Annotated in this window: 16 protein-coding genes; 7 read left to right on the top strand and 9 right to left on the bottom strand. The window is 70.9% G+C overall.

Annotated features, from left to right (window positions below; genetic code table 11):
• Nucleotides 1-155: 155 nt before the first annotated feature.
• Entirely contained in the window at nt 156-1184 is a 1029-nt protein-coding gene (purM, locus tag AB0J39_RS06875; protein WP_363462480.1) for a phosphoribosylformylglycinamidine cyclo-ligase, read from the bottom strand.
• Nucleotides 1181-2617, bottom strand: a complete 1437-nt coding sequence (gene purF, locus AB0J39_RS06870; protein ID WP_363462479.1) for an amidophosphoribosyltransferase — start codon at nt 2615-2617, stop codon at nt 1181-1183. Before purF ends, purM begins: the two co-directional genes overlap by 4 nt.
• Nucleotides 2618-2780: 163 nt before the next feature.
• On the opposite strand from purF, the gene AB0J39_RS06865 reads away from it, so the two are divergent.
• Nucleotides 2781-3257: a hypothetical protein gene (locus AB0J39_RS06865; protein ID WP_363462478.1), complete on the top strand. Its 477-nt coding sequence runs from the start codon at nt 2781-2783 to the stop codon at nt 3255-3257.
• A gap of 12 nt (nt 3258-3269) precedes the next feature.
• Here AB0J39_RS06865 and AB0J39_RS06860 read toward each other — a convergent pair whose 3' ends face one another.
• Entirely contained in the window at nt 3270-3710 is a 441-nt protein-coding gene (locus AB0J39_RS06860; RefSeq protein ID WP_363462477.1) for a sterol carrier family protein, read from the bottom strand.
• A 119-nt stretch (nt 3711-3829) separates the two neighbouring features.
• Between AB0J39_RS06860 and AB0J39_RS06855 the strand changes: the two genes are divergently transcribed.
• Nucleotides 3830-4378 carry an RNA polymerase sigma factor gene (locus AB0J39_RS06855; RefSeq protein ID WP_363462476.1) on the top strand — a complete coding sequence of 183 codons (549 nt, stop codon included), beginning with the start codon at nt 3830-3832 and terminating at the stop codon, nt 4376-4378.
• Nucleotides 4375-5358 (top strand): hypothetical protein, encoded by a 984-nt coding sequence (locus AB0J39_RS06850; protein WP_363462475.1) that lies wholly within the window; start codon nt 4375-4377, stop codon nt 5356-5358. Before AB0J39_RS06855 ends, AB0J39_RS06850 begins: the two co-directional genes overlap by 4 nt.
• A gap of 43 nt (nt 5359-5401) precedes the next feature.
• On the opposite strand, the gene AB0J39_RS06845 is transcribed toward AB0J39_RS06850, so the two are convergent.
• Nucleotides 5402-6835 carry an MFS transporter gene (locus tag AB0J39_RS06845; protein WP_363462474.1) on the bottom strand — a complete coding sequence of 478 codons (1434 nt, stop codon included), beginning with the start codon at nt 6833-6835 and terminating at the stop codon, nt 5402-5404.
• Nucleotides 6836-6944: 109 nt separating this feature from the next.
• On the opposite strand from AB0J39_RS06845, the gene AB0J39_RS06840 reads away from it, so the two are divergent.
• Nucleotides 6945-7640 (top strand): TetR family transcriptional regulator, encoded by a 696-nt coding sequence (locus AB0J39_RS06840; RefSeq protein ID WP_363462473.1) that lies wholly within the window; start codon nt 6945-6947, stop codon nt 7638-7640.
• On the opposite strand, the gene AB0J39_RS06835 is transcribed toward AB0J39_RS06840, so the two are convergent.
• A complete protein-coding gene (locus AB0J39_RS06835; RefSeq protein ID WP_363462472.1) occupies nt 7547-8998 on the bottom strand; it encodes an MFS transporter in 1452 nt (483 codons plus the stop codon). The two genes, AB0J39_RS06840 and AB0J39_RS06835, sit on opposite strands and share 94 nt — an antisense overlap.
• A 279-nt stretch (nt 8999-9277) precedes the next feature.
• Between AB0J39_RS06835 and AB0J39_RS06830 the strand changes: the two genes are divergently transcribed.
• Nucleotides 9278-10027, top strand: a complete 750-nt coding sequence (locus tag AB0J39_RS06830) for a hypothetical protein (protein WP_363462471.1) — start codon at nt 9278-9280, stop codon at nt 10025-10027.
• Nucleotides 10028-10263: 236 nt separating this feature from the next.
• A complete protein-coding gene (locus tag AB0J39_RS06825; protein WP_363462470.1) occupies nt 10264-11148 on the top strand; it encodes a hypothetical protein in 885 nt (294 codons plus the stop codon).
• A gap of 177 nt (nt 11149-11325) precedes the next feature.
• Here AB0J39_RS06825 and AB0J39_RS06820 read toward each other — a convergent pair whose 3' ends face one another.
• From AB0J39_RS06820 to AB0J39_RS06810, 3 genes are all read right to left on the bottom strand, one after another.
• The gene (locus AB0J39_RS06820; RefSeq protein WP_363462469.1) at nt 11326-11751 is read right to left on the bottom strand and encodes a PIN domain-containing protein; all 426 of its coding nucleotides are present in this window, start codon (nt 11749-11751) and stop codon (nt 11326-11328) included.
• Nucleotides 11748-12023 carry a hypothetical protein gene (locus AB0J39_RS06815; protein ID WP_363462468.1) on the bottom strand — a complete coding sequence of 92 codons (276 nt, stop codon included), beginning with the start codon at nt 12021-12023 and terminating at the stop codon, nt 11748-11750. The genes AB0J39_RS06820 and AB0J39_RS06815 overlap by 4 nt, the downstream gene beginning before the upstream one ends.
• A gap of 85 nt (nt 12024-12108) precedes the next feature.
• On the bottom strand, nt 12109-13287 hold the full coding sequence (locus AB0J39_RS06810; protein WP_363462467.1) for a helix-turn-helix domain-containing protein: 1179 nt from the start codon (nt 13285-13287) through the stop codon (nt 12109-12111).
• 108 nt (nt 13288-13395) lie between these two features.
• Here AB0J39_RS06810 and AB0J39_RS06805 point away from each other — a divergent pair, with 108 nt between their 5' ends.
• On the top strand, nt 13396-15504 hold the full coding sequence (locus AB0J39_RS06805) for a M6 family metalloprotease domain-containing protein (RefSeq protein WP_363462466.1): 2109 nt from the start codon (nt 13396-13398) through the stop codon (nt 15502-15504).
• A 64-nt stretch (nt 15505-15568) separates the two neighbouring features.
• Here the strand turns inward: AB0J39_RS06805 and purL are convergent, their stop codons facing one another.
• Entirely contained in the window at nt 15569-17824 is a 2256-nt protein-coding gene (purL, locus tag AB0J39_RS06800) for a phosphoribosylformylglycinamidine synthase subunit PurL (RefSeq protein ID WP_363462465.1), read from the bottom strand.
• Nucleotides 17825-17836: the final 12 nt, after the last annotated feature.

Here is a 17836-nt window from a genome sequence, read left to right as displayed (position 1 = left end):
CCACGGCTGTGCGACGTCCGGCCGGCGAAGGCACAGCCGACGTGGTTCCCAGTGGGCCGTTCTCCCGATGACGTGACCGAACGGCCGCCGCTGCCTGGCGACAGGCGACGGCCGTCACGCGCCGAGAGCCGGATGGGGCCGGGGAACCCGGGATCTCACCGGCGGAAACGGGCTCGCCCCTCCCCGGGGACGACCTCGCCCAGCACCCAGGCGGGCAGGCCGCGCCCGGTCAGCAGCGCGAGTGCCCTGTCGGCCTCCGCCGCCGGGACGATCGCGCACATGCCCACGCCGAGGTTGAACGTCTTGTCCATCTCCTCCTGGGGCACGCCGCCGCGCCCGGCCAGCACCTCGAAGATCGCGGGCGGCGTCCAGGAGTCGCGGTCGAGCAGGGCGTCCACCGTGCCGGGCAGCGACCTGGCGAGGTTGGCCGCCAGCCCGCCGCCGGTGATGTGCGCCAGGGCGTGCACCTCGGTCTCGCGGATGAGCGCCAGGCAGTCGAGCGAGTAGATGCGGGTGGGCTCGAGCAGTTCCTCGCCGAGCGTACGGCCCAGCTCGGGCAGCTCCTGCTCCAGACCCAGCCCGGCCGTCTTGATCACATGCCTGACCAGCGAGTATCCGTTGGAGTGGACGCCGCTGGAAGCCAGCCCGAGCACCACGTCCCCCGGCGCGACCCGGTCGGGACCGAGCAGCTCGTCGGCCTCCACGACCCCGGTGCCCGCGCCCGCGAGGTCGTACTCGTCGGGGCCCATCGCGCCGGGGTGCTCGGCGGTCTCCCCGCCGACGAGCGCGCAGCCCGCGAGCCGGCAGCCCTCGGCCACGCCGCCCACGATGTCGGCGATCCGCTCGGGCACGACCTTGCCGCACGCGATGTAGTCGGTCATGAACAGCGGCTCGGCCCCGCAGACCACGAGGTCGTCGACGACCATGCCGACGAGGTCGATGCCGATCGTGTCGTGCTTGCCGAGCTGCTGGGCCAGCATGACCTTGGTGCCCACGCCGTCGGTGGACGTGGCCAGCAGCGGCCGGCGGTAGCGCAGGAACGCCGAGGCGTCGAAGAGCCCGGCGAAGCCGCTGGCGTCGTCCACGACCTCCGGCCGCCGGGAGCGTGCCACCCGCGACTTCATCAGCTCGACCGCGCGGTCGCCGGCCTCGATGTCGACGCCGGCGGCGGCGTAACTGGTCATCGCTGGGCCTCCAGCACGAACTTGCCCACCCTGTCGTCCTCGATCGCAATGGGGTACTCACCGGTGAAGCACGCGCGGCAGAGCCGGTCGGCCGGCAGCGTCGTCGCCCGGGTGAGCCCGTCGAGGGAGATGTACCCCAGGGAGTCGGCGCCGAGCGAGGCGCGGATCTCCTCGACCGACAGCGACCCGGCGATCAGCTCCGCGCGGGTGGCGAAGTCGATGCCGTAGAAGCACGGCCAGGCGACCGGGGGCGAGGAGATCCGGACGTGGACCTCGGTCGCCCCGGCCTCGCGCAGCATCTTCACGATGGCCCGCTGGGTGTTGCCGCGGACGATCGAGTCGTCCACGACCACCAGGCGCTTGCCCTCGATGACCTCGCGCAGCGGGTTGAGCTTGAGGCGGATGCCGAGCTGCCGGATCGTCTGCGACGGCTGGATGAACGTCCGGCCGACGTAGGAGTTCTTCACCAGGCCCTGGCCGTACGGGATGCCGCTCTGCTCGGCGTAGCCGATGGCGGCGGGCGTGCCGGACTCGGGCGTGGGGATGACGAGGTCGGCTTCCACCGGGTGCTCGCGGGCCAGCACGCGGCCGACCTCGACCCGGGTGGACTGCACGCCGCGCCCGGCGATCGTGGTGTCGGGCCGGGCGAGGTAGACGTACTCGAACAGGCAGCCCTTGGGCTCGGCCGGTGCGAAGCGGCGCGAACGGACGCCGCGCTCGTCGATGGTGAGCAGTTCGCCGGGCTCGATCTCGCGGATGAACGACGCGCCGACGATGTCGAGGGCCGCGGTCTCGGAGGCGACCACCCAGCCGCGCTCCAGCCGGCCCAGCACCAGCGGGCGGATGCCCTGCGGGTCGCGGGCGGCGAACAGCGTCGTCTCGTTCATCCAGACGAGCGAGTAGGCGCCCTTGATCTCGGGAAGCAGCTCGGCCGCCACGTCCTCGACCGGACGCGAGGCATCCTGCGCCAGCAGCGCGGTGAGCACCTCGGTGTCGGTCGTCGCGCGCGTGGAGCCCGGCGCGAGCCGTTCGGCGAGGTGGGCGGTATTGATCAGGTTGCCGTTGTGGGCGAGCGCGAGCCCGCCCCCGTCGGTCGAGCTCAGCGTGGGCTGCGCGTTCTCCCAGACACTCGATCCGGTCGTGGAGTAACGGCAGTGCCCGATGGACAGGTGCCCGCGCAGGGTGCCGAGGATCGACTCGTCGAAGACCTGGGCCACCAGGCCCATGTCCTTGTAGACGAGGATGCGGCTGCCCTCGCTGACCGCGATGCCCGCGGACTCCTGTCCACGGTGCTGCAACGCGTAGAGGCCGTAGTAGGTGAGTTTGGAGACGTCCTCCCCGGGCGCCCATACGCCGAAGACGCCACAGGCGTCCTTCGGAGCGCGGTCCTGGGGGTCGAGGTCATGGCCCAGCCGGCCGTCGCCCTTCAACACGTACTTGAGTCTATTTGGGCATTGGCGCTGCTCAAACCGGGGCATGCCGGTGAGGCGCCGGAAGCATCACCCGCTCTTTGCCGTGTCGTCCCTGCTCACACGCGGATTTCGGGGGAGTCTGAGCTTTCGGGCAGGCCCCAGAATCGGTACGGGAGGGATCATCGTGGCGACACCCCACGACCCCGGGCAGCCGCGGGAGCCGTACGGCTCGGGACCTCCCCCCGGACAACCGCCTCACGGGCAGCCGCCGTACGGGGGGCCGCTGCCGCCGCCTCCGGCGCCGGGCGGACCTCCCGGTGCGCCCTGGGGGGCCCAGCCGGGCGGCGGGCTCGGGACCGCCGCGCTGGTGCTCGGGATCTGCTCGCTCGTCCTGCTGCTGGTCTGCGGCGTCGGCACGCTCGTGGCGGTCGTCGGACTCGTCCTCGGCATCGTGGCGATCGCGCGGAACTCCAACAGGCGCAGGGCGGTCGGCGGGCTGGTGCTGAGCGCGCTGACCCTGCTGCTCGCCCTGGTCATCGGTGTGATTCTCTTCACCTGGTTCCAGACCAGGCACGTCGGCGAGTGTTTCGACCGTCGGCTGTATCCCACGCAGGAGGACGCGCAGCGCTGCGTGGAGGACAGGCTCGCCGGCCCCCGGTAGCCCGGGGCGAGGTCACCAGAGAGGCAGCAGCGCGGACAGGTCGGCACGGGAGCCGCTGGCCGAGATCTTCCCGGCGTCGGTGGCGCCGGTCCAGGACAGCCGGCCCGTGGCCAGTTCGAGCCAGGTGCGGGGGTCGGTCTCGATGACGTTGGGCGGGGTGCCCCGGGTGTGCCGGGGCCCTTCCACGCACTGCACCGCGGCGTACGGCGGGACCCGCACCTCCACCGAGCGTCCCGGCGCCCGCGCGGCTAGCTCGTCCAGCAGGTGCCGTACGGCGGCGCGTGCCGCGGTCCTGACCGGCGTGCGCCCGGTCTCGTAGGCGTCGAGCACGGCCAGCACGCACGCGTTCCCCGCGGCGCTCTCGGGGCCGTCGAACGGCGGCCGTCCGAGATCGGCGAGCTGGGCGTCGAGCGCCTCTCTGATCTTTTCCGGGTCGAGTCTGCGTACCGGCACCGGCCCATTGTCCCGGATCCCGCCCCCGCTCGATCTGGTGGGAAATGACGGGCGGTCTCCGTACATGAAAGGAGTGTCCGTAGGAACACCCGACAAGGGGACGATCATGGGAACCGCCCGTGGATGACGAACCGGCGGCCAGGTTCGAGGCCGTATATCGGGAGACGTACGGCCGGCTCACGGCGTACGCCGCGCGCCGCTGCGACTCGCCGCAGGACGCGGCCGACGTGGTGGCCGAGGTCTACACCGTCGCCTGGCGGCGGCTGGACGACTTACCCGAGGGAGACGAGGCCGTCCTGTGGCTGTACGGCGTGGCCCGCAACGTGGTGGCGAACCACCGCAGGGGGGAGGTCCGCCGCCAGGCGCGTAGCGCCGAGTTGGACGCCGACCTGGCCGACCTGTACGGCGACTCCCCCGAGAGCGGGGTCGAGCTGGCCGCGATCGGCGAGGCGTTCCTGAGCCTGTCCGACGACGACCGCGAGTTGCTGGCGCTGGTCGCGTGGGAGGGACTGGGGCGCGAGGAGATCGCCACGGCGCTCGGCCTGTCGCGCAACGCCGTACGCATCCGGCTCCACCGTGCCCGAAGGCGCTTTTCCCGTGCGCTCGCCGAGGCGGGCGTCCATCTCACGTCAGGCAGCCGGCTGGCGCCGGCGGGGAGGTCGCTGTGAAGGACATCGAAGCGGTGATCGGGCCGCTGGCCCGGGTCGAGCCCGGCGCGCCGGGCGGCCGTCCGTCCGACGCGGGGGCGCGGGCGTTGCTGGCCTCGATCACGGCCGAGCCGACCGGCGGCGGCGTGTCCGCGCCGGCGCGTGTCAGGCGTCGCGGCCCGCGCCGCCTGGCTCTGGGCCTGGCGGCCGCCGCCGTGGCCGCCGCGGGCATCGTCGTCGGCCCGAGCCTGCTGCACGACGGGGCCCTCACCACACCCTCCTACGCCGTCGCCAAGGACTCCCACGGAGTCGTGTGGGTCAGGGTCCACGACTTCCGCGACGTCGCGGGGTTGGCGAAGCAGCTGCGTGACCTGGGCGTCCCCGCCGTCGTCGACTACGTGCCCGCCGGGAAGAAGTGCCGGGAGCCGAGGGCCACCCATGTGGAGGACATACCCCGGGGCATCTACGATCCGCCCACCAATTTGCCGGGGGCGAAGTACGGCTGGCAGATGCGGATCGACACCCGGCTGTTCAAGCCCGGCCAGACCTTCGTCTGGACCCTCACGGCCCTGCCCGGCGGGATGAGCAGCACCAGCACGATCCTCATGGAGGATCCGGTCAAGCCGTGCGTGCTCGTGCCCGACGACACCCCCAAGACGACCGGCGAGCCGGAGCTCTTCGATCGAACGGCGACCACGAAGGGCCGCTCGCTCGCCGGCTACCGGGTGGACGGGAGGACGGTGGGCGAGGTCGTGCCGGAGATCGAGAAGCGCGGCCTGGAGGTCACATATCTGATCATGGATCCCAACCCCCGGAACCTCGGTGGCTTCGCCATTGATCCGCACAAGCAGGACGTCCCCGTCGGGAAGGACTGGATCGTCTGGGAGGCGGAGGAGTCCAGCCGGAAGTCCAGACTGATCCGCCTGCTCGTCACCAAGGAGCACCTCGACTGGAACCCGGTCTACGACGGCGGTTCGCGTGACAACGTGATCAAGGAATAGAACCCCCCGTACGGCTCCGCGGGGTGCGGAGCCGTACGGGGATTCAGGCGACCGGCTCGGCCACGGCGGGCTCGGCGTGCTCGGCGGGCCCGGTGACGTCGGCCGAGGCCCGGTCGCGGCGCAGGGAGTACACGCTGACCGGGACGCCGACCAGCACGATCGCCGCCGCGATCAGCAGCGTGAACCGGTAGGCCTCCAGGAAGGCGTGCAGCGGGGCGCCGCCGACCGCGCTCTGCCTGGCGCTCAGGATCGCGCCCAGGATCGTGATGCCGAGCAGGCCGAAGACCTCGCGAGAGACGTTGAGCACGCCCGAGGCCACGCCGGCCCGCGCGGGGGGCATCGCGTTCAGCACCACGTTGGTCAGCGGGACGAGCAGACCGGCGCCCGCGCCGTACAGCAGGAACCAGGGGAGCAGGTCGCCGTAGTGGGAGCCCTCGCCCGCGCTCGACAGCCCGCCGATGGCCACCGCCATCAGGCCGAGGCCGACGGCCACCGTGCCCGCGCTGCCGAAGCGCTCGGCGATCCTCGGTGAGACGCTCGCGATCACCGCCATGAGCAGGGCCATCGGCACGAAGCCCGCGCCCGCCTCGGTCGGGGAGAACCCGAGCGCGCTCTGCAGGTAGAGCGCGGTGAAGAAGTAGATGCCGAAGACGCCGAACGACCACAGGCCCATCGACAGCAGGCCGCCGCTGAAGACCCGCTCACGGAACAGGCTGAGGTCGATCATCGGCTGCGCCGTGCGGGACTCGACGGCCAGGAACGCGACGGCGGCCACCGCGAAGGCCGCGAAAGCCCCGAGGATCGGCGCCGAGGTCCACCCACGCGACTCGCCCTCGATGAGCGCGTAGGTGAGGGCGAACAGCGCCACGGCGGAGGTGGCCAGGCCGGGCAGGTCGAGGGCCCTCCGCCCGGACGCGGCCCGCTCGACCCTGATCGAACGCAGGCCGATCGCGGCCGCGACCACGCCGATCGGCAGGTTGATCAGGAAGATCCAGCCCCAGTCGGCGTTCTCGCTGAGGAACCCGCCGGTGAGCGGGCCGATCGCGAGGGCCAGAGCGCCGACCGCGCTCCAGATGCCGACGGCCGTCGCCCGCTCGCGCGGATCGGGGAAGATCCGCGGCAGCAGGGCCAGCGTCGACGGCGTCACCAGCGCGGCGCCGAGCCCCTGCACCGCCCGCGCCGCGATCAGCGTCTCCTGGCTCCCGGCGAGGCCCGCCGCCACCGACGCGAGCGTGAAGACCGTCAGGCCCGTGAAGAACGCGGTCCTGGGGCCGAAGACGTCCGCGAGGCGTCCGCCCGCGAGCAGCAGGCCCGCGAACACCAGGATGTACGCGCTCACGATCCACTCCAGTCCGGAGATCGTCAGCGCCAGATCCCGCTGGATCGTCGGCAGGGCCACATTGACCACGTTGTTGTCCAGGTAGGTCATGAAAGTCGCGAGCGACACCGCGACCAGCGCCCACCACCGTCCGGACATGTGTCCTCCTCTTGTACGAGGTACATGTACGACGTACATGTACGGTGCATAGGAGAACTTGTACGGCGTATAGTTGTCAAGTCCCGAGGAGGTAGGGAGGCTGCGGACCATGGCGAACACGGAGCGGCTGAGCCGCCTGAGTCTGATCGAGAAGGCCGTGGAGCTGGCCGACGCGGAGAGCCTGGAATCGGTCACGGTGCGCCGGCTCGCCCAGGAGCTGGGGGTGACGCCGATGGCCCTCTACTGGCACGTCAAGAACAAGGACCAGTTGCTCGTCTGCATCGCCGACCACCTGCTCGCCGAGGTCACGGCCGAGTCCGAGCCGTCCGCGCCGTGGAGCCTGCGGCTGCGGACGATGGTTGAGGCGCTGATCGGGGTGATGCGGCGGCACCGGTACATGCCGGGCCTGTTCGCGATGGTCGAGAAGCAGGAGCTCCCGAGGTTCAGCCGGGCGACCGACACCGCGCTCGATCTGCTCTCCCAGGCGGGGTTCACGCTGAGCGAGGGCTACGCCGTCTCCACCTACCTGCTGCACGGCGCGATGGCCCTGGTCGACAACGAGCCCGGCTGCCCCGGCGCGTTCACGGCTGAGCAGGCGGCCGAGATGCGACGGCAGAAGCGGCTGGCCCTGGAACGGCTCCCCGCCGACGAGTTCCCCCGCGTCGTCGCGTATGCCAAGACGATGGAGGAGGAGCCCGACCTCGACGCCTACTACGCGTTCGGCCTGGATCTCCTGATGTCCGGGGTCGAGGCCATGGCCGCGAAGAGGACGCCGAGCAGCGCGACGCAGAACAACACCAGATAGGTGGTGTGGAACCCCGCCATGAGTTGTCGCAGCGCGTCGGGGGACACCCGTGACAGCGTCCCGGCGTAGACCTGGTTCCGCAGCGCCGGCGCGACCGAGGCGGTCAGCACGGTCAGCGTCGTCGCGACGCTGAGCACGACGCCGACGTTCATGACCATCAGCCGGAAGCCGTTCACCACCCCCCGGCTCGCCTCGGGCAGCGCGCCCATGACCTGCGTCGTGTTGCCGGTGAGGAAGGCCCCGCTGCCGCACCCGCATACGAAGAGCCCGGCGCCGATCACCCAGTACGGCGTGGCCGGGCCCGCCGCGAGCGTGAGGACGAGCAGCCCCGACGCCGAGAGCGCGCACCCCCCCACCGACAGCGCGTACGGGCTCACCCTGCGGCCCAGCGCGCCCGCCAGCGGAGAGGCGAGGGTCATGCCCACGGGGACCGGCAGCACGGCGACGCCGGCGGCCAGCGCGTCGGCCCCGCGCGCGGCCTGGAAGTAGAGCCCGGCGAGCAGGATCAGCGACGAGCGCGCCAGCGCGTTGGCGAACGACGCCAGGTTGGCGCACAGCAGCATGCGCCCGCCGAACAACGTGAGGTTGAGCACCGGGTTGCGTGCCCTGCGCTCCACCGCGAACAGCGCGGGGACGAGCGCGGCGGCGGCCACGCCGGGCAACGGCTCGCCCTGGCTGATCGCGACCAGTACGGCCGACAGGGCGGCGAACACGATCAGGTTGCCCAGCGCGTCCACGGACTGCCGGGGGCCGGCCGGGACCCTCCGCAGCACGGCCGCGCCCCAGGCGAGCGCGACCACCCCCGCCGGGACGTTGATCCAGAAGATCCATCGCCAGCCGAGCGTGTCCGCGATCAGGCCGCCGAGGGTCGGCCCGGCGAGCTGGGCCACCGAGAGCGTGGCCATGTAGACGCCCATCCCCTGGCTGAGCCTGTCGGGCGGGAAGGCGGCGGTGACGATCACCGTGCCGTTGGCGAGGATCATGGCCGCACCGAGTCCCTGGACCGCCCGCAGGACGATGAGGACGCCGACGTCGGGCGCGATCCCGGCGAGCAGCGACGCGCCGGTGAAGAGGGCGAAGCCGACGAGATAGACCTCCCGCCTGCCGAGCAGGTCCGCGACGCGGCCGAAGAACACCAGCGTCGCGGTGCTGATCAGCAGGTGCGCGAGCAGGATCCAGCTCGACGCCAGCGGCCCGGCCTCGAAGTGCCGTACGACCGAGGGGAGAGCGACGTTCAGTGTGCTGGAACTGAGCCCGATGAGCACGAGGCCGAGCCCGGTGACGGAGCAGACCCTCCAGGCGTATCGGAGGGCGTTCGCATGCTCGGCGGAGCCGGGTTCCGGGGGGTTGTCGGCCATGCCGTCGATTCTGGCGTACGCCGTACGTCTCAATTGTCCCCGCAACCACTCACCGGACAGATGCGCCACCGAAGGCTGCGCTCCCCGTAGAAGGGAGCTTTTGACCATCCGTGCTTACTGATAGCGGAGATGCATATACGTGATGTTTAACGTGACAACCCCCATATGCAATAGCGCGTGTATCACATGCATCACTTCTGTTCTTCCGCGCACTTGGTGCGCTTCAGAAAGGGAAGTCTCGTGGCTATCAAGTTGCCGGGCGGACGCACCATCGGCCTGATGACGGCTGGTGCTCTGGCGGGGTCGGTCCTGGTTCTGGGTGGCGCCGCCACCGCCTCGTCGGCGAGTGACGCCGTGTTCTACGCGTGTGTGAACAAGAGCACGCGGTACATGCGCCTGGTGAACGCGACCACCACGTGCAAGACGACCGAGACCAAGGTGTCGTGGAACAAGACCGGTCCGCAGGGTCCGGTGGGTATCGGCGGCACCGGTCCGCAGGGTCCGGCGGGTCCGCAGGGTCTGCGTGGTCCCCAGGGCATGCGCGGCCCGCAGGGTGCGAAGGGAGCCACCGGCCCGCAGGGTCCCGCGGGTCCGCAGGGTCCCCAGGGCGCGAAGGGCGACACGGGCGCGAAGGGGGAGACCGGCCCGCAGGGGCCCGCCGGTCCGCAGGGCCCGAAGGGCGACTCGGGCGTGGGCGGCATCACCGTCAAGCAGGCCGACTTCAACTTCGGTATCACCGGTGGCACGACGAAGCTGAACTGCGACGGCGGCTATGCGACGGGCGGCGGCTACACCGGCACGAAGGTCATCGGGGAGATCACCACCAACGGTCCGATCGTCTCCGGAAACAAGCCCACCGGTTGGCAGGTCGGCGGGACCTCGACCAAGGGCACCGCGTACGTGATCTGCGCCACCGTCGGCGGTGGCGGCAACGCCGCCGCGCGCAGCGCCGGTGGCGATGACGAGAAGGCCGAGGACAAGACGCCGGCTCTCCAGACGAGGACTCCCAGCCCCACCGGCGGCAACTGAGGCGACAGAGAGGTGGTGGAGTCCGTGGGGGCTCCACCATGCTCGCGCCCCGGCTCTCCTGACCGCCCGGACTCACCGGTAGCGAAGATGCGCATACGTGATGTTTGGCATGACAACCGGCATAACACGTGGCGCGTGTATCACATGCATAACATGCGTGTTCTGCGCACTTGGTGCGCTTCAGAAAGGGAAGTCTCGTGGCTATCAAGTTGCCGGGCGGACGCACCATCGGCCTGATGACGGCTGGTGCTCTGGCGGGGTCGGTCCTGGTTCTGGGTGGCGCCGCCACCGCCTCGTCGGCGAGTGACGCCGTGTTCTACGCGTGTGTGAACAAGAGCACGCGGTACATGCGCCTGGTGAACGCGACCACCACGTGCAAGACGACCGAGACCAAGGTGTCGTGGAACAAGACCGGTCCGCAGGGTCCGGTGGGTATCGGCGGCACCGGCCCGCAGGGTCCGGCGGGTCCGCAGGGTCTGCGTGGTCCCCAGGGCATGCGCGGCCCGCAGGGCCCGAAGGGTGACACGGGCGCGAAGGGCGACAAGGGCGAGACCGGCCCGCAGGGCCCCGCCGGTCCGGCGGGTGCACGCGGACCGGAGGGACCTAAGGGCGACACCGGCGCTACCGGCCCCAAGGGGGACAAGGGCGACACCGGTCCCAAGGGTGCAGAGGGCGATCGTGGTCCCGCCGGTCCCAAGGGCGCCGAGGGTGATCGTGGTCCCGCCGGTCCGGCGGGTCCCGCGGGCGCCAAGGGTGACACCGGTCCTCGCGGCCTGCCCGGCGAGGACGGCAAGAGCGCCTGCGAGATCTGGAAGAAGGGCACCTGCGGCGCCAAGGACGAGGCCGACTTCCTGAAGTGGCTCAAGGGTCAGGGCGGTTCCGGCGGTGACGCCCCCACCCTGAGCTCGCGGATGGCGAGCCAGTTCGTCTCGGGGAACGGCGGGTCCGTCTCCTGCGCGGCGGGTGAGACGGTCACCGGCGGCGGCTACAAGGTCGGCTCGAGCAAGACCGTCACGGGCAGCTACATGAGCGGCAACGGCTGGAGGGTCGAGCTGACGGGCAACGGCGGCGGTGGCGGCGACAACGGCATCGTCTACGCCATCTGCACCAAGATCTCCTAAGGGCGTGCCGGCGGAGTCCGTGGGGCTCCGCCGCCGCGCCGCCCATGCTTGCCGTACGCGACGAGGCGTTGGCGTACGGCGACTGCGAAGGCCCTTCCGGAGGGGTTACCGGGAGGGCCTTCGTCGGTTCCGCGACCAGAGACGCCCGGCAGCCGGTGGTTCCCACAGGGCGACGACTCAGGGAAGCAGTGTCAGCGCGAGGCAGTGGCGAGGCCTGATGACGGAGAAGTCCCGTCGATCGAGAGTGGCGACGCGCCGGACACCGAGCCGCTCGGCCAACGCGACCACCGAGGCGTCCGCCGAATCGAGTCGTAAGGCAGGATAGGCGCGCACCAGTTCGGCCATGCGACGCAGATCGCCGGGGGTGATGACGACGAGGGTGAGATCGCCGCTGCTCGTGGCGGCGTGAAGCTGTTCGAGGAAAGCCGCGTGAGCTACGGGGCCGCCGTACTTGTTGATCAGCCAGCACGCCTCGATCAGGACGGTGATGGGCAGCAGAAGCGGGCCGGGAAGCTCTTCCAGCAGGCGTACGCACGTCTGGTGGTGCTTGTCGCCGCGATGAGCGGCGGCCACAAGCGGGCCTGTATCAAGCAGGGTCGTCACACTGGTCTAGTGAAGTGCTCGCGAAGATAGTCTTCAGCGCATTCGGCCAGATCCGCTGGGCCGTCATCGAGAATCCCCGCGAACGAGATACGTCGGCGAGCTTCCCGGATCGGCACAAGCCCTTCCCGGTCACGGTCACAAAGCTGCCGCGTTTCCGGAATGTAGTGGGTCAATTCGGGGTCGGTCTCCACCAAGCGCAGCAGACGACGCGCCTGGTCGGGCGGAAGCTGATCGACCAGGTGATGCAGTTCGTTGTGCGCAGGAGTCGCCACTCCACGAGTGTACGACACGCGTTATGAATCAGGCAGGGATCGTAAGTCAGCCGCGCATCACGCCCGTGACAGGGCTTCCGCCTGTTCAACCCTGGTGTGAATAATCCTCCCCGCGGACCGGCGGAAACCCGGAGGGGCGGTAGCGGCCGGAGAGGCGGGCGAGTTTGAGGCTGAGATGCAGGCTCAGCCGTTCTCCGCCGTCCCTGAGGTCGGTCTCCGCCAGTTCCTCCACCCGCCGCAGCCGGTAGTAGAGCGACGTGCGGTGCAGGCGGAGCCTGCGGGAGACGGCCTGGGCGTTGCCGGCGAGGTCGAGGTAGATCTCCAGAGTCTCCAGCAGCGGCCGGTGCTGGGCCTCGTCCAGCAGCCGTGCCAGCCCCGGGTGGAGGTTGCCGTGCGGCATGCCGGCCAGCATGCGGTAGACGCCGAGACGGCCCCACTCGGCCGAGCGCCCGAACTCCGGCACCTTCGCGGCGATCTCGGCGGCGTGCAGGGCCTCCTCGTACGACTCGGCCGCGAGGGAGAGCGAGGGGCGGGGCGAGCCGATCCCGACCAGGACGGGCGTCCCGAGGGCGGCGTGCATCTCCTCGGGGAAGGCGCCGGTGCCCGCGGTGAGCAGGACGGCGTGGTCGTAGCGCACCAGGTGGAGGGGATGGTGCCTGACCAGGCGCCGCCGCAGGGCCAGCAGCCCGCGCTCCAGCGTCAGCCGCAGGGTCTCGTCGGCCTCGCCGCCGGCGGGCCGGGCGACCGCCACGGTCACGGGCACGCCGTGCGGGAACGCGCCCGCCTCGATCAGCGTCCTGTCGGCGTCGGGTTCGCGGAGCAGCAGCCCGGTGACGGCCTCCAGTTCGCGGCGCGAGGCGAGTTCGGAGGCCAGGCTCTCGTGGAACAGGGTCATGGCCAGGGTGGGCGCCGTCTCCGCCGCGACCGCGATCTCCGGCTCGGTCATGGCCGGGGCCGCGTCGATGAACCAGAGGAAGCCGAGCGACAGGCCGTCGTGCCGTACGGGAACGCAGACGCGCGGCAGCAGGCCCAGTTCCGGTGCGCCGGGGGTGCGCAGCGGCCCGGTCGCCTCGTGGATGCCCGCCGAACGCAGGAAGTCGCGCACGTCGGGAGTGGTGTGGCGGCGCAGGATCGACTGGCGGCGGACGTCGTCCATCGGCCCGTCCTGCTCGCTGTAGGCGACGACACGCTGGCGGCCGTCCTCGAGCAGCAGGGGTCTTTCCAGGCGAAGGGCGAGCTCGTCCACGATTCGCTGCAGATCCATCACTCGGCCTCCACCTGGACGCTTCGACATCTGTAGGGGAAGCGCCCGCTGGTCTTCCCTACAAGTGACCGATGATCTGCGTCAATAGTCGCGTTAGCGTCATAATTCGTGAAACTCTCAAAAACGCTGTTCCCGGGCATAGTGGCGGCCATCGCGCTCGCCCCGCTCGCGCTGACGGCGGCCCCCGCGTCCGCGGCCCCCGGCGAGGACCCCGACCTTCCCTGGCGTCGTGATCACTGGCCCCAGATCCAGCCCTGGCAGCGCGACCAGCCGGACGAGGCGCAGAACCTGCGCGGCCGCCCGTCCCGGGTCGTGGCGCCGATCGACCCGCAGAACTGGAAGAACCCCGACCACATGACGTGGGCGGACTACCGGAAGATCCCGGGCACCGACTGGGCGAACCCGGCGGTCAAGGGCTCCGCGCGCACCTTCAAGGGCGCACTCGTGCTGGTGGACTATCCCAACCAGCCGTTCGTGGTCACCCAGCCGCGGAACTCGACGGTCTTCGGCAACCCCAGCGCCGAGGCCCACGACATCCCCCGCGACCGGGTCGCCAAGTTCTACCAGGACTTCCTCAACACCCCCAACGAGCTGAACAAGGGCCACACGCTGCACGAGTACTGGATGGAGGACTCCGGCGGCCGTTACGGCGTCGATCTCACCGCGTTCGGCCCCTACACGATGCCGGGCAAGTCGCACGAGTACGGCATGGAGTATCAGCGGGACGCCTGCCCGGCGGGGGACGACTGCACCAGGAACCTGCGTACGGACGGCAACACGGCCTGGCTGAACGACGTCGGCCAGGAGGTGGCGGGCCGGTTCGACTTCGTCTTCTACCTGAGCGCCGGCCAGGACGAGTCGTCGACCTGGCAGGAGTTCGGCATGATGAAGTTCCCCACCAAGGAGGACGTCACCGACGAGTTCGGCCCGCCGGACCCGAACCTGCCCAACTGGTCCAGGACCCGCTACGTGGACTGGACGTCGTGGGCCGCGGGCTCGACGTTCTGGCCGAACGCGCGTTTCGGCGTCGACTCGGTCCAGACCGAGAGCTCCGGGATGGGGACGTTCGCCCACGAGTTCAGCCACATCATGGGCATCGCGGACAACTACAACAACCCGTACGGCACGCCGATGCGCCGGGCGTACACCGGCATCTGGGAGATGCTCAGCCGCGGCAGCTTCAACGGCCCGGGCGGCCCGCACAGCCGCTGGCTGATCCCGCCCACGGCGGGCGCGTCCATGGGCGCCCAGCACATGCTGCGCAACAAGATCAAGCTGAACATGGTGGACGAGCGGCACGTCCTCCGCCTGTCGCGTGACGCCCTCGCGCAGTCGGGCCTCGTCGTCGCCAACGTCACGGCTCGCGCCGTCCAGCCGGGCGAGAACGGCCTGACGGGCCTGAACATCGCCTTCGGCACCGGCGACAGGTCCACGGGTTCGTGTAACACCGCGACCGACCCGCTGTGCGACGGCGGCGGCTACGACAACTACACGATCGAGGTCGTCGACCGGATGGGCAGCGACTCGTTCACCCCCGACGCCGGCGTGCTGCTGGCCAAGACAAAGGACCAGGACAGGGCGCCGTTCGAGTGGGTGATCGACGCCAACCCGCAGGACATCGGCATGACCGACTACGTGCTGCCCGACGGCACCAAGGTCCCGATCACGATCGGCGACTACCGGCAGCTCGCCGACGCCCTCTTCCACGCCGGCACCGACTCTGGCAGCCGGTACGAGTACGTGGACCAGGCCAACCGCCTGCACTTCTACGTCATCGACCCGCATCGCGGCCGCGACGGGACCCTGTCGTACACGGTCGCGGTCCGCTCGCTCGACGGGCCGGGCCCGCAGAAGCGGGGCGTGAAGCTGCTTCCCGGCGCCGGGATCCCCGCGGCCGGCAAGGGCCTGTCGACCTGCCGCTTCCCGCTGTTCAACACCGGAAAGGCGGCGCCCGCGCAGGGGCAGCACCCCGAGGACGCCGGCGAGTACCTGAACAGCGACGTCTACCGCCTGCAGGCGAAGGTCGAAGGAAAGGGCTGGTCGGTGATCACGCCGAACGCCCTCACCGCGGTCGGCTTCGGCGAGCACGACGACGTCGCCGTCCACGCGCAACGTGCCGACGGCGGCAGCCGCCTGGCCACCGTCACGCTCACGGCCACCTCGGAGAGCGACCCCGCCAGGACCGCGACGGCGAAGTGCCACGTCATCGGTCTGTAGACCGGCCGCATGACAGGCGAAGGGCCCTTCCGGACCGGCCGGAAGGGCCCTCGTTCACAAGAACTCAGCCGAAGACGCGCGGGAGCGCGGACGCGTGGACCTCGCGAAGCTCCTCGACCGGGACGTCGAGGACGCCCTCGACCGTGAGCGCGGAGCCGCCGGTGAGGCCGAGCCCGGAGCAGGGCACCTCGTGGCGGGCGCACAGATCGGCGAGAGCGTCGAACGCCTCGGGCCGCACGCACACCAGCGCCCGCGCGGCCGACTCGCTGAACAACTCGACGAAGGCGTCCTCGCCCGGCAGGGTCACCGTGCAGCCGACGCCCTGGGCCAGGCACGCCTCGGCCAGGCCGACGGCGAGACCGCCGTCGGACAGGTCGTGCGAGCCCTCGATCAGCCCGCGGGCCGCCGCCTCGGTCAGCACCGCCGCAAGGCCGCGCTCGGCCTCCAGGTCCGCCTGCGGCGGCAGCCCGCCCAGGTGGCCGTGGACGACGTGCGCCCACTCCGACCCGCCGAACTCCTCGCGGGTCTCGCCCAGCAGCAGGACGCGCAGGCCGGGGGCGGTGAAGCCGGACCTGACCCGCTGCGCCACGTCGTCGATCACGCCGAGCACGCCGACCACCGGCGTCGGGTTGATCGCGGTCGAGCCCGTCTGGTTGTAGAACGACACGTTGCCGCCGGTCACCGGGACGCCGAGGGTCCGGCAGGCGTCGGCGAGCCCGCGTACGGCCTCGGAGAACTGCCACATGACCTCGGGGTCCTCCGGCGAGCCGAAGTTGAGGCAGTTGGTGACGGCGAGCGGCTTCGCGCCGGTCACCGCCACGTTGCGGTACGCCTCCGCCAGCGCGAGCTGGGCTCCCGTGTACGGATCGAGCTTCGCGTAGCGGCCGTTGCCGTCGGTGGCGAGCGCGATGCCCCGGGTGGTCTCCTGGGCGCCGGGCATGACCTCGGAGATCCGCAGCATGCCGGCGTCGGCGGGCTGGGCGAGGACCGTGTTGCCCCGGACGTACCGGTCGTACTGGGAGGTCACCCATTCCTTGGACCCGAGGTTGGGCGAGCCGAGCAGGGTGAGCAGCGTCTCCCGCAGGTCCTCGGGCCGGGGCAGGCGCTCGGGGCCGTCGGCGTTGAGCGCCGCCTGCCCGGCGGGCTCGTGGAACGGGCGCTCGTAGACCGGGCCCTCGTCGGCGGCCGTGCCCGGCGGGATGTCGACGATCACTTCGCCGTCCCACGTCATGACGAGCCTGCCGGTGTCGGTGACCTCACCGATCACGGTCGCCGGCACGTCCCACTTGTCGCAGATCGCCATGAAGGCGGGGATGTCGTCGGGCGTGACGACCGCCATCATGCGCTCCTGCGACTCGCTCATGAGGATCTCCTCGGGCCGCAGCGTGGGGTCGCGCAGCGGGACGAGGTTGAGGTCGACCTCCATGCCGCCGGTGCCCTTGGCGGCCAGCTCGGTCGTGGCGCAGGACACCCCGGCCGCGCCGAGGTCCTGGATGCCGACGACCACGTCCGCCTGGTACAGCTCCAGGCAGCACTCGATCAGCAGCTTCTCCATGAACGGGTCGCCCACCTGCACGGCGGGCCGCTTGGCCTGCGACTCGTCCTCGAAGGTGGCCGACGCCAGCACCGACGCGCCGCCGATGCCGTCCGCGCCGGTCCGCGCGCCGAACAGCACGACCTTGTTGCCCGGCCCGGGGGCGGTGGCGAGCTTGATCTGGTCCTTGCGCAGCAGGCCGACGCACAGGGCGTTGACCAGCGGGTTGCCGATGTAGCAGGGATCGAAGGCGACCTCGCCGCCGATGTTGGGCAGGCCGAGGCAGTTGCCGTAGTGGCTGATCCCCTCGACGACCCCGGGCAGCACCCGGCGCGTGTCGGGCTGGTCGGCCCCGCCGAAGCGCAGCGCGTCCATGACCGCGACGGGCCGGGCGCCCATCGACATGATGTCGCGCACGATGCCGCCGACGCCGGTCGCCGCGCCCTGGTGCGGCTCGACGTACGACGGATGGTTGTGCGACTCGATCTTGAAAGTGGCGGCCCAGCCGTCGCCGATGTCGACCACGCCGGCGTTCTCGCCCATGCCGACGAGGAGGGCCTCCGACTCGGGCGCCTTGGTCCCGAACTGCCGCAGGTGCACCTTCGACGACTTGTAGGAGCAGTGCTCGCTCCACATCACCGAGTAGATGGCCAGCTCGGAGCTGGTCGGACGGCGCCCGAGGATCTCGCGTACGCGCTGGTACTCGTCGTCCTTCATGCCCAGCTCGGCGTACGGCTGGCGCTCGTCCGGCGTCTCCAGCGCGCGCCTCACGGAGTCCGTGTTCATTGGTCGCTCACC

Origin of the sequence: Microbispora sp. NPDC049633, assembly GCF_040675265.1 — a bacterium.
Classification (GTDB): Bacteria; Actinomycetota; Actinomycetes; order Streptosporangiales; family Streptosporangiaceae; genus Microbispora; species Microbispora maris.
This window is presented reverse-complemented; position numbering and strand designations above follow the sequence as displayed.